The sequence below is a fragment of the Rhodococcus sp. 05-339-2 genome, assembly GCF_002258965.1.
Taxonomy (GTDB): Bacteria; Actinomycetota; Actinomycetes; order Mycobacteriales; family Mycobacteriaceae; genus Rhodococcoides.
Map to the genome: position 1 here is coordinate 179,943 of NZ_NOYW01000019.1, position 16,603 is coordinate 196,545.

The 16,603-nt window shown below is 62.3% G+C and carries 9 protein-coding genes; 3 read left to right on the plus strand and 6 right to left on the minus strand.

The features are described 5' to 3' along the window. Position 1: 1 nt before the first annotated feature. Genes CH273_RS22780 through CH273_RS22790 form a run of 3 tightly spaced genes read right to left on the minus strand, consistent with a single transcriptional unit; the run spans position 2 to position 8,422 of the window. On the minus strand, positions 2–739 hold the full coding sequence (locus CH273_RS22780; RefSeq protein ID WP_052049304.1) for a hypothetical protein: 738 nt from the start codon (positions 737–739) through the stop codon (positions 2–4). Then, on the minus strand, positions 739–7,026 hold the full coding sequence (locus CH273_RS22785) for a type I polyketide synthase (RefSeq protein WP_052049305.1): 6,288 nt from the start codon (positions 7,024–7,026) through the stop codon (positions 739–741). Before CH273_RS22785 ends, CH273_RS22780 begins: the two co-directional genes overlap by 1 nt. After that, entirely contained in the window at positions 7,019–8,422 is a 1,404-nt protein-coding gene (locus tag CH273_RS22790; RefSeq protein WP_230596631.1) for a cytochrome P450, read from the minus strand. Before CH273_RS22790 ends, CH273_RS22785 begins: the two co-directional genes overlap by 8 nt. A gap of 187 nt (positions 8,423–8,609) precedes the next feature. Between CH273_RS22790 and CH273_RS22795 the strand changes: the two genes are divergently transcribed. Together CH273_RS22795 and CH273_RS22800 are read left to right on the plus strand one after the other, a co-directional pair. Continuing rightward, positions 8,610–9,188 (plus strand): TetR/AcrR family transcriptional regulator, encoded by a 579-nt coding sequence (locus tag CH273_RS22795; protein WP_230591897.1) that lies wholly within the window; start codon positions 8,610–8,612, stop codon positions 9,186–9,188. Beyond that, entirely contained in the window at positions 9,185–10,585 is a 1,401-nt protein-coding gene (locus CH273_RS22800; protein WP_032364850.1) for an MFS transporter, read from the plus strand. Before CH273_RS22795 ends, CH273_RS22800 begins: the two co-directional genes overlap by 4 nt. 74 nt (positions 10,586–10,659) lie before the next feature. Here CH273_RS22800 and CH273_RS22805 read toward each other — a convergent pair whose 3' ends face one another. From CH273_RS22805 to CH273_RS22815, 3 genes are all read right to left on the minus strand, one after another. Next, positions 10,660–10,974, minus strand: a complete 315-nt coding sequence (locus CH273_RS22805; protein WP_033188529.1) for a hypothetical protein — start codon at positions 10,972–10,974, stop codon at positions 10,660–10,662. Between the two features lie 359 nt (positions 10,975–11,333). Next, complete coding sequence (locus CH273_RS22810; RefSeq protein WP_032364852.1) at positions 11,334–14,258, minus strand: NACHT domain-containing protein; 2,925 nt, start codon at positions 14,256–14,258, stop codon at positions 11,334–11,336. A gap of 204 nt (positions 14,259–14,462) precedes the next feature. Further along, positions 14,463–15,359, minus strand: coding sequence for a hypothetical protein (locus tag CH273_RS22815; RefSeq protein ID WP_032364853.1), 897 nt, complete (start codon positions 15,357–15,359; stop codon positions 14,463–14,465). 281 nt (positions 15,360–15,640) lie between these two features. On the opposite strand from CH273_RS22815, the gene CH273_RS22820 reads away from it, so the two are divergent. Further along, positions 15,641–16,378, plus strand: a complete 738-nt coding sequence (locus CH273_RS22820) for a hypothetical protein (protein ID WP_141214626.1) — start codon at positions 15,641–15,643, stop codon at positions 16,376–16,378. Positions 16,379–16,603: the final 225 nt, after the last annotated feature.

A 16,603-nucleotide genomic window follows, 5' to 3' on the forward strand; every position in this document is an offset into this window, starting at 1 on the left:
GTCATCGCTCCGTGCTCGTGTTCACGGTCTGCTGATATGGCATCTCCGATGACGGCGCGCGTTCGCTGCGAACTGCCGCGACGCTCGCCGCAGCAATCCAGACAATGACAGCGAACACACTGGCATAGGTGATGAAACCTCCCGCCTTGATGGGGCTCTCGGGTGCCAGGAGCGGAACGCAGCCCAAAATCTGCACCACGACGACGATCGCCGAGAGTGGTTTGAGAAATCCGGGCCATCCTGCGGCGGCGGTGGTGCACAGGGCTGCGGACACGACGATGACAGCGGCCGGGACGGCACTGAACATGAAGCCCAGTACGTAGGCATCGGAAAATGCGTGCAGTAGTGCGTGGGAGTCCGGGTCGGCGGCCCAGCCCGAGAAGATTTGGAACAGACCGAGATAGACCGTGGCGAACCCCACCCACGCCGTGCCGGCCGCCATCATCAGCATCGGCAGCGGACTGTGCGGTACTTCCCGCCGAAACCGCACGTACAGATAGCACAGGAACCACAGGGCGGCCATCAACGCGATGCCTGCGACGAACTGGTAGATGTATCCGCTGGTGGTGTGGGTGGCGTAGAAAGTCACCACCTCGTCCTCCGGTGAGCCGAAAGGCGGGATCGGTGCCAACACGAAGATCGTCGACGCCAACACCAGCAGGCTGATGATCCCACTTGCGGCGTGCACGATGTGGGGGCGGGTGCGATCGGTGTCGCGTTGGGATTGTGGAGTGTCCATTACTGCACCGCCTCGAGGTTGAGTTGTGCTGCGATGTGCAGGGCGAGCGCCGCGGGGCTGGAGTCTTGGCGCATCTGTTTGGGTGTGACCCGAATGTCGAATTCCCGGTTGATCCGGGTGCTGAGTTCGAGCGCCATCAGAGAGTCGAGGCCGTGGTCGCCCAGAGATCGGTCCGGGTCGAGTGCAGCAGCGTCGACGCGCAGAATCTCCGCGGCGTGTGCGGTGAGGATGCTCTCCAAAAATCGTTGCTGCGCTGGGGGTTCGAGATTCTGCAGTTCTGCCAACGAGGTAGATGCGGTCAGGTCGATCCCGCGTTCTGCGCCTCGATCGGCAGGGATGGCCGCGAAGAACGACGAGGTGCGAAGTTTGTCTGCGAGCATCGACTGCCACCCGGGGTCGAGGATCGGGAGGTAACCCGCGCGCGGCCGGTCGTAGCGTAGGAGCGCATCGCACGCGTGGAGGCCCTCGTCGGGGTCGATCATGGCGTTCCCGCGGTCGGCGAACATCGTGCCGCGCCCGTACTCGGCCCACGCTCCCCAGTTGACACTCAGAGCTGGCAAGCCGTGGTCCCGCCGCCACATCGTGAGGCCGTCGAGCAGTGCGTTCGCCGAGGCATAGCATGCCTGACCCGCGAAACCCACGAGTGCCGAGGCCGAGGAGAATCCGAACCACCAGTCGAGTTCACTGTGCGCACACGCCTCGTGCATCTTCAACGCGCCGTGCACCTTCGGTGCCCACACGCGCTCCATCAACGCATCGTCGACCGTGGTGATCGCGGCGTCGTCGACAACTGCTGCTGCATGAATGACCCCTCGCAGCGGCAGTCCGGTGGCGGTGGCAGCACGGACCAGGTCCGTGGCCGTGTCCCCGATCGCGATGTCTCCGCGAACGATCTCGATATCGGTTCCACCCGAACGCAACTCGTCGATGAGTGCCATCGCCTCGACCGAGGGCGCGGATCGGCCGTTCAAGACGACCCGTCCGGCACCGTGTTCGGCGAACCACCGCGCAAGGATGAGGCCGAGACCGCCCAAACCGCCGGTGACCACGTAGGAGCCGTCGGCGCGGATCACCGGTACGTCGTCGGGGCGGATCGCTGCGTGCCCCTCACCGTCCTGTGGAACGGTCAGAACGAGCTTGCCGATGTGATCTCCCGCAGCCAGGGTGCGGAACGCGGTGCTGGCATCGCTGAGCGGATAGGTGGTGTGCGGGGTCGGGGTGAGAGCGCCCGAGGCGAGCAGTTCGTGTACTTCGCGGAGGACATCGCCGAGTTCGTCGTAGGGCAGAACGCCCAAGTCGACACTGTGCAGAGAGATGTTGCGACGGAACGGGAACAGCCCGATCTTGGAGTCGGCGTAGATGTCCTTCTTGCCGAGCTCGACGAATCGGCCGCCGATGCGCAGCAGGTCCAAACCAGCTCGTTGCGCGGCGCCGGTGAGCGAGTTGAGTACAACGTCGACGCCCTCGCCGCCGGTGACGTCTCGGATCTGCTCGGCGAACGCGGTCGATCGAGAATTGAAGACACGTTCGATGCCCATGTCGCGCAGGTACTGCCGCTTGGCGGCGGTACCTGCGGTGGCATAGATGGTTGCGCCGAGGTGTCGAGCAACCGCGATCGCTGCGAGCCCCACTCCGCCGGTCGCCGAGTGGATCAATACCCGCTCACCGGGACGAATCCTGCTCAGCCGATGAAGCCCGTACCACGCAGTGGCGAACACGCTGGGCCGCGCAGCTGCAGCAGCGAACGTGACGTCGTCGGGAAGTCGGTTGACTTTGCATGCGGGGACCACTGCGAAAGACTCGAAGACGCCTGGATGCATTGCGGCCACGCGATCGCCGGGTCGGAATGTGGTGACCGATGATCCGGTGGAGACAACTGTTCCGGCGCAGTCGAATCCGAAGGGCATCGGTGCGCCGTCGACGGTCTTGTACAGACCCATCGCGTTGAGGACGTCGGCGTAGTTCACGCCGAGTGCCTCGACTGCGATCTCGATCTCGTCGGCCGCGGGCGGACGGGCGGTGGTTGCGACCAGTTCGAGGCTGCCGAGGTCGCCGGCGTGTTGGGGAGCGAGCGCGTAGCGATCACGCCCGAAACGAATGGGGCGGTGTCGGCGCTCGTTATCGCGCAGCGGGGCCACTTTCAGCCGCGCCAGGAAGAGTTCGCCGTCGCGTAATGCGATCTCGTCTGCGTCGTCGTCGGCGAGGAGGATCTGGGCCACCAGTGTGGGCTCGGCAGGGGATGACACATCGAGGTGACGGATACCGAGCTCGGGGTGTTCGTGACCGATCACTCGGCACAGGCCGCGTACCGCAGTCTGCTCGAGGTTGCGGCCGTCGCCGGAGCCGACCCTCTGAGCATCATGGGTCACCACCCACAATCGCGGCCGGTGTGTGTCGGTACGTTCGACGAGGACGCGAACGAGCTCGATGAGCTGTCGGATGCGGTCTTGGGCGCGCTGCGCAGTGTCGTGGTCTGCGGTGTTGGTCGGTGGGGCGCAGAGCACCACCACCTGATGCGGAGGATGCGCCGCTAGGTCGGCGTCGAGTGCGTCGGAGTCGGTGTGAAAGGCGCGAATATCGATGTCGTTGCCCAGCGCGGCTGCGAGGTCGACGGTCAGTGGGTCAGTGGTGCTTGCTTCGGTGAGGACGAGCCATCGCCCGGCCTGTGTTTGGGGCGCGGGGAGGTCGGCGCGTTCCCACTCGACGGTGAGGAGTCGTTCGGCCAGTCGCCGGTCTGCGGTGGCCAGCCGCACGCCGGTGGCTTCGGCGACGACGGTGCCGTCCTCGTCGAGCAGTGTTATGCCGCCGATCGCGAGCTGTTCGTCGAGATGGTGCAGTTGAGCAAGGCAGTAGCGAGCGTGGTGGGGGTTGCGGTGTACCCGCAGCGAACCAACTCCGGTGGGGAAGGCGTCGCGGATGAGGGCCGGGTGAGACGCCAAGGTCTGAAGGCAGCCATCCATCAGAACGGGGTGTAGGGAGTACGCGTCGACTTGGCTTCGCGCGGTGGCGGGAAGCGACACTTCAGCGAAGACGGTCTGCGCTGTACCGGTGTCGTCGGACAGGTGCAGCGCGGTCATCGCTGCGAACGCGGCTCCGTGGTGTACGCCAGCCCCGTGGAACTTGGCGTAGGCGTCTTTGGTGTCCAGAGGCGTCGGATGGGAGGCCAACAACTCGGCAACGTCGAGACGCTCGGGTTCGACGGGTGGCCTGATTCGGAGTGTGCCGCTGGCAAGGAGGGTCGATGCATCGCCGTCGTGGCGGGTCAGTGACTCGAACCGAACCGATTCGTGTCCCTCGGGCCGGGTGCGAGAGGACACCACAGTGTTCTCGTGGAGGTGAAGCATCTCGTGGATGACGAGATCGGTTATCTCGACGCTGCCCAGGTCGGCTGCGAAGACCGACTGTGCGGCGACAAGCCCCATCTCGCAGTAGCTCGCACCGGGCAGTGCTGGCTGATCATGGACCTGATGATCGTCGAGGTACTGCAGATCGCGGCCACTCATGGTGGCCTGCCATCGGTGCTCGTCATCGGCGTCTATCGGTGTCATGTGGACGCCGAGCAGCGGATGAGCGTCGACGCTGGCTCCGGGCTTTTTCACGTGCAGGGCCAGGACGCCGAGATCTTCTCCTGCCCAGGTGGGAAGTGGAACGTCGACCAGCTGACCAGAGGGGTATACGCGCTCCCAGTCGACGGTGACGCCGCTGCAGTGCAGGTCCGACAACTGGGGGAGCAGGCCCAGTGACTGGTCTCCGTCGCGGCGCAGCGTTCCGATAGCGGTGGCATCTCGACCGATCGATGTCGCGGTCTCGGTGATGGCGTAGGTCAGGAGTGGATGTGGTGAGAGCTCGACGAAAATTCGGTGCCCGTCCAGCACCGCGGCAGTCACGGCATCTGCGAAACGCACCGGCCGCCTGAGGTTGTCGACCCAGTACCCGGCATCGAAGGCCGCGGGTTTTCTCGGATCTTCGAGCACAGTGCTGTAGACCGGAATCTTCGCGGCGTCGGGGGCGAGGCATTCGAGCTGTAGCGCGACATCGTCGAGAATCGAGTCCACGTGCGGTGAGTGGGATGCATAGTCGACGGCAATGGTTCGCGCATGAAGATCGCGCGCGTCCCACTCGGTGACCAATTGCTTGACCCGGGCGGGGTCTCCCGCAACCACGGTGGAAGTGGGGGACACGATGACCGCGACGGTGACGTCGTCGATTCCGGCGGCCTCGAGCTCAGCGGCGACCTGCAGGTGGGGTAGCTCGATTGTGGCCATCGCGCCGCCGCCGGCGATCCGGGTGACCAATTGGGAACGCCGGCAGATCACCTTGACGCCGTCGTCGAGGGTGAGCGCGCCGGCGACAACGGAAGCCGCGGCTTCGCCGAGCGAGTGGCCGATGACCGCGGCTGGCTCCACGCCACGTGAGCGCCACGCCGCCGCGAGAGCAACTTGCACGGCGAAGATGGTCGGCTGGATCTTCTCGATCCCGGTCACGGTCTCGTCGGCCACGAGTTCACCACGTACCGAAAACCCTGCTTCGCGCGCGATGAGCGGCTCGAGTTCATCGATCATGGCTGCGAACGCCGGTTCGGTGGAGAGCAGTTCGCGCCCCATTCCCGCCCATTGAGACCCTTGCCCGGAGAACACCCACACCGGTGCGCCGCCGTGGCTGCCGATGGCAGCACTGACCACACCCGTCGCGGGTTGCAAGGCTGCAATGCTGCGCAGTTGGTCGGTCAGTTCCTCATGTGAGGCCGCAAGTGCGACAAGACGTTCGGTGCGATGTTCGCGGTGGCGTGCGAGCGTGGTGCCGATGTCGGTGAGCGAAGCGTGAGCGCCGGGGCCCGTCAACCACTGCGCCACGCGGCCGGCTGTCTGTGCCAGGGCCTGGGGTGTGCTGGCCGAGAGCAAGATCGGCTGGGCTGTCGTACTGTCTGCGGGTTCGTCTGCGCTGGGTGCCGTCGCTGCAGCTTCTCCGACAACGACGTGAACGTTGGTTCCGCTGAACCCGTATGACGAGACTGCGGCCAGCCGAGGTGATCCCGGGTTGTCCCATTCTGTCAGCTCGGTCGGAACGTACAAGCGGGTGTCTTCGGAGGATATGTCGGGATTCCATGACGTGAAGTGCAGATTTCCTGGAATCTGCTTGTTGCGCAACGACATCACGGTCTTGATCAGCCCTGCGAGACCCGATACCGACTCGGTGTGCCCGATATTGGTCTTCACCGACCCGAGAGCGCATGGTGTGTCGCCGTTTCCGTAGACGGCAGACAAGGCTTGGAATTCGACCGGATCGCCCGTGGGGGTTCCCGGGCCGTGCGCTTCGACGAACTCGACATCTGACGGGTCTACGCCCGCCACACGGAGTGCACTGCGCTGCACGGCTTCTTGAGCTGAGGCGGATGGGACGACGATGTTGTCGGATCGGCCATCGGAGTTCGCCGCCGACCCACGTATGACCGCCAGGACACGGTCACCGTCGCGCTCGGCGTCGTCGAGGCGTTTGAGGGCGATCACCGCGCACCCTTCGCTGCGTACGAATCCGTCTGCCGCAGCGTCGAATGCCGCGCATCGTCCGTTGGGTGAGAGCATCGACCACTGCGAAAACAGCACGCCGACCTCGGGACCGAGCTGCAGCATGGCCGCGCCGGCCAGGACGAGATCGGTTTCTCCAGAACGCAGGCTCTGGCATCCCAGGTGCACCGACAGCAGCCCCGATGAGCATGCGGTGTCCACCGCAACCGAGGGGCCGTGAAGCCCGAGGAGGTAGGACACGCGACCTGCTCCCACAGAATGGGCATTGCCGGTCATGACGTACGGGTTGTCGACCAACGAATCGTCGAAGGTGCGCAATAGATAGTCGTGGTGGGCGAGACCGAAAAAGACACCGGTCTGCGAGTCTTTGAGTGAGCCCGGAGCGATGCCTGCGTGTTCGAGTGCTTCCCAGGACATTTGGGTCAGTAGACGGTGCTGCGGGTCCATCGCTTCGGCTTCGTATTCGGTGATGCCGAAGGCCGTGGTATCGAAGCCACCGATGTTGTCGAGAAAGCCGCCCCATCGAGAGACGGTGCGACCGAGGACGCCGGGCTGCGCGTCGTAGACGTCGTCGGCGGCCCAGCGTTCGGGCGGGACCTCGCTCACGGCATCGCCGCCACTGGCCAGAAGATTCCACAGTGCGTCGGGGGAATCGACACCGCCGGGGAACCGGCAGCCGATTCCGACAATGGCGATGGGGTCTACGGTGGCTGCGTGTCGGTCGGGGCTGTTGGTAGCGTGCTGCACGGTGAGATCAGACATGGTTGAGCTCGCTTCTGTCCGAGGTGACGGGGGTGACGATCATGGGGAGGCTGTTCGGGCGTGGCATCGCCGCCGCGACGCGGCGCACGGTGTGGCGGGGAGCCGGAATCAGTCGCCACCGTCCGAGGATCGTTGCCAGTGCAATGACCGCTTTGGCCTGGGCGTAGGACTCGCCTATGCACCGGCGATTGCCCTCGCCGAACGGGAGGAAGGCGGTGCGGTCGGGTAGCTGGTCGCGGTCGACGAGCCACCGCTCCGGACGAAAGGAATCCGGGTCGGTGAAGGCGGATCCGTCGCGGTGCAGGTCGATCTGGCTGAACATGATGTCCGCGCCTGCGGGGAGCTCGACCCCGTCGATGACGACATCGGTCTCGGCGCGGCGGAAGAGCATCAGCAGTGAATATCGACGAAGCACTTCGTTCACCACGGCGCGGGTGTAGGTGAGGTCGTCGATGTCGGTGAACTCGGCCGGCCGGCCGTCGAGCACTGTGCGCAACTCGGTACGGAGTGTGCGTTCGACGTCCGGGTGTTGGGCAATCTCATGGAATGCCCACGTCAGCGTCGCTGCGGTTGTTTCCGTGCCCGCCATCATGATCGACACCAGTTCGTCTCGGATGAGGTCTTCGCTCATCGCCTCGCCGGTGTCGGGATCTCGGGCAGCGCGAAGGTGGGAGAGCAGATCTGCGCCGTCTCCGCTCTGGTCGGTGCGCACGACGTGATCGACTGCTCCGCGCAGGCGGTCGGCTGCGCCCATGAATCGCCTGTCGAATCCCGACGCCTTGCACAACCAGGACGGCAGGACTGTGCGGGCGACCATGCCGTAGGTGAAGATCGGTAACGATCGAATAATCTCTTGCACAACGTCTTTGGGTAGGCTTCCGGTGAACATCGATCGCGCGATGGTGGTCAGCGTGAGCTCTACCATTGCTTTTTGCACGATGACTCGCTGTCCGGGAACCCAGGATTCGGCGAGGGCATGGGATTCGGCGGTCATGATCTTGGCGTACGAGGCAATCATCTGCTTGTGGAACAGGGGCTGGATCAAGCGACGCTGCCGCCGGTGTAGCGCGCGGTCAGAGGCCAGTAAACCGTTGCCGCTCAATGGATGTACGGCTTCCCACACCATTCCTTTGCCGAACGAGCGGGCGTCTTTCACGAGGACGTGGTGGGCCAGCCGTGCGGTGGTGAAGAAGTAGATCGGACGCTTGCCGATGAAAATCTGAACCATGTCGCTTTGCGCGCGCAGGTCGGCGAAGAAGTCGAAGGGGTTGCGCATCAGCGGAAATATGTGGCCGAGCATGGGCCACTTACCGGGTGCGACCGGTACCGCTCGGGTGGGCGGGCCGTCGTGCGTTTGCTCAGTTCCGGTGTACGGGCATTGCGATCCAGGCTGCATCGATGAGTCGCTACTGCTCAAGGTGTGTCTCCGACCAAATCAGGCCTGAAGCCGAGTACCAGCTCCAGGGCGTGGATGTCGAGCGATTCGGGAAGCGAGGCTGTGTGATCAATGGCACTGTACAAGTTACTCCGGCTAAGTGTAAGTAGTTAGTCATTACTAATTTGTAAAAGTTAGGATCGGTGGCATGGACCAACAGCGGAAAATGAGCGGCGCGGACCGGAGACAGCAGGTTCTGCAGATGGCCGCAGACGAATTCGCAAACGGTGGACTACACGGAGCATCGACAGAGTCGATCGCCCGGCGGGCCGGAATCACCCAGGCCTACATCTTCCGAATATTCGGCACCAAGAAAGCACTGTTCCTCGAGGTCATGACCGCGTCGTTCGAACGGCTCACCGAGGGCATGCGCGAAGCCGCCGGCGACGCGACCGGGCAGGACGCACTGGCCCTGATGGGTGCCCGATACAACGACATGCTGACCGATCGCAGCGCGCTGCTGCTCCAGCTACAGGGGTTCGCCGCGTGCGGCGACCCCGAAGTCCGCGACGCGGTCCGGAACAGTTTCGGGCGCATGTGGAAGACCGTCGCCGACATCACCGGGCTCGACGCCGTCACCATCAAGGCCTTCCTGGCCTTCGGGATGCTCCTGAACAATGCCGCTGCCCTGCAGGTATCCGAATTGGAGGAGCCATGGTCCGAAGGCGTGCGAACACGCATTCAGTCCGGTCTGTTCGATCACATCACCAGCGAGACCAACCGATGAGCGCCGACGCGGTCACTCACGAGTCCCAACCGCCGAAGCTGCTGGTTCCATCGTTGGTGTTCATAGCGCTCGTGGTCGCCGCGGTAGGAAGCCTCGGGGCACCACTGATCACCAGTGTCGCCACCACACTGCACGTATCACTTGCCAGCGCCCAGTGGACTCTGACCATCACGTTGCTGGCCGGAGCCATCGCGACCCCTGTCCTCGGACGACTCGGTGCAGGCCCCCACAGACGAGCAACCATCCTCGCGACCCTCGCCGTCGTGGTGACCGGCAGTGTCCTCACCGTGATCCCACTGCCGTTCGCATGGCTGCTCGTCGGACGCACCGCACAGGGAGTCGGTCTCGGCCTGACCGCCCTCATGATGGGCGTCGCCCGCGATCACCTCCCCAAAGAAAAATCGGCCTCCACCATCGCCTTGGTCTCCGTCGCGTCGACCATCGGCATCGGCATCGGTTATCCACTGGCCGGCCTTCTCGTCGAGGTCGGCGGCCTTCGAGCTGCATACGGACTCGGGGTGGTCGTGACCGTGATCGCGTTCCTGGCTGCCTATCGCAGCATCCCGGCCTCACCCGCTGGCCGGTCGGCTCACGTGGACCTGCCCGGCGCAGCACTGCTGGCCGCAGCGCTGTTTCTGGTGCTGTTTCTCGCCAGCGAGACCAGCCTGTGGGAAAGTCACCTCACCGGTGCCCTGGTACTCGCAGTGATGGCAATCGTGCTCCTCGCCGGATGGACACTGATCGAACGTCGCACCAGAGAACCCCTGGTCGACATTCGATTGCTACGGCACCCGGCAGTCGCGGGAGCGAACGTCGCAATGTTCATCGGCGGCATCGGCATGTACCTCTTGCTCACCCTGATCACTCGCTACGCACAAACCCCCAGCAGCACTGGATACGGATTCGGCCTGACCACTTTCGTCGCCGGACTCGTCCTCGTGCCATTTTCCGCGCTCGGATTCGTCGCGGGCAAAGTGACACCGCGGGCACGTGAACGCATCGGTGCCCCTTTGGTTCTCGCGGCCAGCGCGGTGATTGTTCTCATATCGTTCGTGATCTTTGCGACGGCACGCACGAACATCGTCGAGCTATTGGTTGCAATGGCCATCCTGGGCTTCGGCGTGGGTAGCTTCTCCTCGGCGATGCCCGGCGTCATCCTCGCTGTCACCCCTAAAGACGAGACATCGAGTGCAATGAGCGTCAACCAAGTCGTTCGCAGCGTCGGATTCTCCCTCGGCAGCGCTACCGGCGGACTCATGCTCGCGGCCGGCACGACCGGTGAGTTCCCCAACGACGGCGCGTATACCGTCGCGGCGTGGATCGGAGCCACGGTCATGGCCGTCACTGCTATCACATGCATTGTCCTGCATCGGAGGTCGCCGCAACGCGCATCGTGAACACGGACACCCACCCGGCCCGCCCAGAGAAGGAAACTGGGCGAGCCGGGTGGCTGCGCGTACGGGTTTCAAGACTAAGTCGAGAGGTTGCGACTGGTGCGCAGGAAACCTGTCATGTACTCGATCAACGTCCAACCCCCGGACTCGTCATATGAGTTGCTGCTGGACAGATGTCCGAGCGGATACGACTCGACCGCAATCGGTGCGATCTCAGCGGGTCGAATCGACCCCACGCCGAATAGGGCCATCCGCCTGCGTCGAACGTCCTGACGAACCCGGTAGAGGGTGCCGTCGACACCGACTGCGTGCGGATCGCGCATCTGCATGAACGACCAACCGATGACCGATGACTCGAAGATCTGGCGACCGTTCCAGCACGTCCGATTCAAGAAATCAGCATCGATATAGGGGCCTAGGGCCGGCACCGGGCGAGGCGAAACCCCGTACTCCTGTGCCAATCTCACGAACTCAGTGACAGCCAGCCAGCCCTCGGCTTCTTCTCGAGACTCCCGCTCGCGAACCATCTTCAAGCGGGCCCGCTCGGCGTCATCGAGACCATGGATATTGTCCTCTATGCCCACGCGCTTCACCGATCCTTATGCATGAGCTCGACGGCGTTCTCCTGCAGTGAGTCCGCTATCGACCTCAGTTTTGGAGTTGGCCTGATCCAGTGACTGGATGAGTGTCATGATCGAGAGAGTACCTCGTGGATACGAGTCGAAGTGTATGTCGCACGTGCTGTCGATGTTCATATCTGTGTGGCTGCTGGGAAATCGGCCCCGAACTCGTCGATAACGGCAGGACCGACAGGTCTGCGAGCGACAAGGGGACGCAGCAATTGTTGAATGGTGGCCGTGATCGGCCAGTGCTCGACTGGTAGCGAGTCGAGCAGTAGGGTCACGGCGGTTTCTGTGTCTGGGTCGTCCATGACGGCGGATAGCCCGTTGAGGATTATGGGCGTAGTTCGGTCGATCAAAATGGTCAGTGTTCCGAACTCGTGGTCCACGAACGTTTCTACAGTGGAAAAAGAGACGAGGAATGTGTCGAATTTTTGGTACTGAGCGTCGTTGAGCCCGAATCGATCTTGGGTCTCCAGCTCCGCGGTCAAGATATCATAGATCGCTATTCCGTTTAGGGGTGGTCCATCAGCTCGGTGCGCCGCGCGTTTATCCGAGACGGGGGTGGCCCACTTAGTGACCGCTTGCATCGTTTGGGGTGGTAATTCGTTGTTTCTAAGGATGAAGTCAGCTTTGTGAAAAGTCTGTTTGCTATTCCGAAGTGCTCTGAGGAGAAAGTAGGCATTGATCTGTCGGATGCCCCGTCCGCGAAGTGCGGCAGTCAGTTCGGTGAACACAGGAGTCAGGTCATCGCTGTTGCACGCGTGTGACAGTGCTATTGCAAGACCATTGAAGTCCTGTCCGGGGTAGCTGTCGAGGCAACTTATCGCTGCGCTTATGTAGGCCCTTCGGGAACTGGGTGCTCTGGAAGCGAAGCCGTCATCGAGGACGTTGCAGGCCAGCATAGGGGCTGTTGGGACCGTCTCGTGGAGGCCGCCACTTCGGCGATCGCAGGCGGTGACTAGCTGCACCAGATCATTTTGTAGATGTTCGCGTTCTTTGAAGATTCGGCCGGCGGCCAAAAGCCATGTGTTTCGCCAATGGGGGTGGTGGGCGGTGAGTTGAAGCAGGGCGAGGACTTTCGTGTCTTGTCCCATCGTCAGCGCGTTTGCTCCCATCAGTTCTTGCATACTGCGAACTTCGAATCCTACTCGGTCGTCAGTAGGGACGAGTAGAACCAGTCGGTGCGTGGCAGCCCTGACCAGTCTGCTCGCTATAGAGCTCACGTCTCGGGGACCGAACTCCTGGGTGATGAGTCGGGTCCGCACTATCTCGTCGAGTCTCGACGCAGGCATTGTTGCTTCCGAGCGGCTGCTGCTTTCGGCGGCCACGTGCAGTTCGAGCGCGACTTGGCAGTGCAAATGGAAGACATCGGGTCGATGTTCGTTGAGCAGTGCGGACAGGCCATGGACCCCAGGCTTGTCAATTTCCCGTTGATAGACGGTTCGGTAATACAGCTCGAAGAGGCTGTAGCGGTCGAGCGGTAGGGTCCCGAAGCTTTCGACAATGAACGACATGATCGTCACTTGCAGTGGGGTTTCCATCAGCCGTGCTGTGTTCGGGTCTTTGGCCGCGGTTCGTAGCCTGCGTAGGACGGTGTCGCGTCTTTCGGCGTCGTCAGCCAGCCTCAACCGAACGAGGTCGGTTCCGAATCGTTGCGATTGCGTGGAATTGAGGCGACTCAACGTGAGCTCGGTGAACAAGTCGCTATCGAAGCGTTCGTCGTAGCCCAAAGGCCGAGTTGTGGAGACCAGCAGTAGGTCTGCGTCGAGCTGGTCCGCAGCTTCCATGAAATCGGTGATCCGTTCGATCAGGAGTCGACGCATGGAAGCTGCGCTCACCTCGTCGAGACCGTCGAGTACGACGATCCACGGCCATATGCGTAACCACCCTTCAAGATCGCCGGGACTGAGAGTGCGACCGGCGCGGTTGCCGATGACTTTTGAGAGGTATCCGAGGACACTCAAATCCGGGACCGACGACAGTTCGTCTGCGTACAGTGCGAGGTCGATGCGGATGGGCCAACGGAGGTTTCGTGGCTTTGTGATTCCTGAGCGTTCCATCGCGCTCTGCGTGGCCGAGGTGATTGTGGCAACTTCGGGTGTCATGTCACCGCGGGACAGAAGGCCGCTGCGGTAGATCTGTGCGATCAGTGCGCTGAGTGTTGTTTTGCCCTGTCCGGGTCCGCCGATGATGACCCAGTGCGGTCGTCGTACGCGGTCTTGGAGGCCGCTGCGGAGGACTTGATCGGCGTGCTCGATGATGTGCGCAATTGTCTGCACATCGTGGGGGTGTCCGTCCGGACTCTCGTAGCGTCCTGGCAGGTCGCGTCCCGCTTCTTCTAGCTTTGCTCGTTGGCCTGCTGTTGCTCCAGATTCCGAGAATCGAACCCAGTGCTCGTTTCGGAGGCATTGTGCCGCATGAAGTCTCATAGCGGGTCCGAGATCGGAAGAACTGCTTCCTGGTGCAGTGTTGGCACCGATACAGGCGAGAACATCCCCGATCGTTAGAAGGGCAGGGAATGCATAGCGGACACTCGGGTGCCCGTCGATTAGCGCGGTGATCTGCGCATGGTGCCAGATGCGGATGGCGCGAATCCCGAGGCCGTGAATGGGGTCCTTGTCATCGTGGAGCCTGCCGAGCAGGTAGTTGTTCAGTTGATCGATGCCACCGGAGACTCCATTGCTCGACAATCTGACATTTGAGGCGAACACCATGTAGTCAGGTGGACGCATACGCGACCCTTTGTCCATGGCTTCGACCCACCGGAGCAATTCGGCGTCAATTTGCTTCTTGAACCAGACGAGGTTCGATGCCGGGTCACCCTGGTCGTAGTGGAACTTTGCTTGGAATACGGTGTACCCGGTCCAGTGTTCGTGCACGTGATCGTCTGTGCCGGCGGACCAGTCAATCGTGCCGGCGTAGGTCGCTTCGCGGCCTCCGTCGGGGCCGTCGCCGAAGGCTTCTATCCCGGCCCCGATTGCTCGGACGCACAGCGCAACGACGAGCTGCTCGAAGGGCCGGCTTCCCAGCTGATTGATGTCGTAGTCCGGCACAGGATCAATCATGCCCTCTATGGCTTGTCCGGCCCTGTGTATTTGAGTGGAGGCGCACCCAAGGCAGAATCTGGTGCAGCCCGACGAAAACGGGCGTGCGAAGCGATCGGGCGGCCCCCGGCCTGTCCTTTACCGACCGACAGAATGTCGATCCCTGGCGGTTCAACAGCTGGCCGGGCGGGTGCAGACCGCGCGAGTTGGCCATTAAGGGAGCCATTCTGGAGCTCCGAAGCGATGAATGAATTCCAGGTCCAGCTGCTGCAGATGGGGTGCTTGTTGGAGGCCGATGACGCGGGTGGCTGCAAGCCAACAGCTGTCCGGGTCCGATCGCTTGAGAATCAGATCTTGATGCCACTGGCCATTGCGTGCGGTGAAAAAGATCCTCCAGTACGCCGAGTCCGGGAGGCTGATATTCACGTTGTAGTACTCGGCCGGCGCGACGAGGTTCCCCCAGTCGAGGCGGTGTAGATCGGTGCCGGGACTGACATTCATGTCGACGATTCTCAGCGATAGGTCGTAGAGGGGATACTGACCGTCCTTGAGAACTGCGGCGTGTTGAGCGGTGCCTGCCTTCATGTCATAGGTAGAAAGCATGAAACGGGCGGTGGTGTCGCCGCCGGTCTGGTTGCCGTTAACTCGATCGTCTGAGTTCTCGTCTTCGAGATAGAACTGGCGGCGTACAGGGCCCATGCGGGGCATGTCAAGGATCGCTACGCACCGTTCGAGGTGGTAGAGCTCGACATCGCAAGACGCAAGGTTGGAAAGTTTGGTTCGCTCTCCGACCGTCAGAGCTTGGTTGGTTACAAAGACAATGCCGTTGGCACCGTTGGTGGCCACGCCGGCAACGTCTCCCAGAAATTTCTTCTTGACTGCGCTGAAAGTTTTTCTGGTGTTCGGAAAATAGGCCGCCATGACCCATTTCTTGCCGTCGCGGTGGGCTATTGCGTCGTGGGCATTGTCGGGACCGCCCATCGGCTGAGAGGGGTCGAGGTTTTTGAAGTCGTCTGCGAGAAGGATCTGGGCAGCGAGGCGCTCCGACAGTTGTCCGTGCGTCCAGTCGCGGAGTCGGTGCAGCGTTTCATCGGGCCTTTTCGGTGCCATGTCAGTCGATCTCCTGTAGGGAAAGTTGAGCAGTCCTATTCTGTCAGGCTCGGTAAAATCGCCTGCGCACTCGGTCCCCGGCACCGAGTGCGTCGGGGACAATTGCGGCTGCTGCCGGGTTGCGTCCTGCTGATAGTTGTGATCCCAAACGCTCTGTTTATCAACATGTTTCGATGACTCTTACGTCTTCCAGTGCAAGTGTTTCGATGGTAGATTCAGAGGCGTTCTGTTGATCGGCGGACTGACCATCCGTCACCCGAATTGAGAGGCTGAAATCTGCCATGACATCGATCGTCGATTCAGTGTTACCAGTTGCGTCCGTGCTCGAGGTGGCCTTCGACAATGGGTCTCTAGGGGGTGCCGACTGGTCGAACCGGGCCGTCGTGCTCGAGGCCTTGCCAAAGCCCCTGGTTGCGGGATACCCCGCAGAGGGGACCTATGTGCAGATAAGCGATGGACGCGGCGGTATCGCCGCGTCAGGATGGTTCTCGGTCGATGAGCGCAATGCCACCGAGACCCATGCAAGCGTTGCTGTCGTGTGGCGTGAGCCGTTGATGGCCGTGGAGCACACCTACAAGAGCTGGACGGGGTTGGTGCGTCCACGTGACATCTCACCGGTCACTGTGTCACCTGGGGTCGCTCCCGCATGGTTCGGTGAGTACGTGCGGCCGATCCACGAACGGGCCGCCGTCGAACGGACCTTGCAGGCCGTACGCGAGAGCGCCAATACCGAGCGTGCGAACCATCACGAGTGGATCAGGCGGCTGAATGAGTCTGCATGCGAATGGGCGGACGAGAACAGTCTGTGCAGCGAGTTCGAGAGGTTCTGCGAACAGTGGGGGTTCGAAGGCCGAGAACGTGATTTCGATGTAGAAGTGGATGTCACAGTTTCATTAACAATGACGCGATCGGCGCGTAGCCAAGAAGATGCGGACGAGTCCGTAGATCTGGACGATGTACGGCAGCATCTACGGGACAATTTCTCGTATCTCGATGTGAATTTCACTGTGGGGGAGTAGTAGCCGTACCACAGTGGGGTGCGCGCAGCGTGCCCCACTGCGGTAGCGGTTGATCGGCCGGGGCGCGCAGCGGTCCGAAGGTTGTACCGATACGAAAGATATTGTCAGACAATCAAGATAGGTGATTCGTTGGCCGTTGGCGCGCAGCGCCCGGCAAGGAAAGTCCGCACTAGGCCGCCTTGGCGGCCGGCTTCTGGCGGTGGGCGCGCAGCGCTCACCGGAGCC

Bases quoted from the DNA above. Each gene is read 5' to 3' on its own strand.
- CH273_RS22820 (WP_141214626.1), top strand. From the start codon at position 15,641: ATGACATCGATCGTCGATTCAGTGTTACCAGTTGCGTCCGTGCTCGAG.
- CH273_RS22785 (WP_052049305.1), bottom strand. From the start codon at position 7,026: ATGTCTGATCTCACCGTGCAGCACGCTACCAACAGCCCCGACCGACAC.
- CH273_RS22780 (WP_052049304.1), bottom strand. From the start codon at position 739: ATGGACACTCCACAATCCCAACGCGACACCGATCGCACCCGCCCCCAC.
- CH273_RS22815 (WP_032364853.1), bottom strand. From the start codon at position 15,359: ATGGCACCGAAAAGGCCCGATGAAACGCTGCACCGACTCCGCGACTGG.
- CH273_RS22790 (WP_230596631.1), bottom strand. From the start codon at position 8,422: ATGCAGCCTGGATCGCAATGCCCGTACACCGGAACTGAGCAAACGCAC.
- CH273_RS22795 (WP_230591897.1), top strand. From the start codon at position 8,610: ATGGACCAACAGCGGAAAATGAGCGGCGCGGACCGGAGACAGCAGGTT.
- CH273_RS22800 (WP_032364850.1), top strand. From the start codon at position 9,185: ATGAGCGCCGACGCGGTCACTCACGAGTCCCAACCGCCGAAGCTGCTG.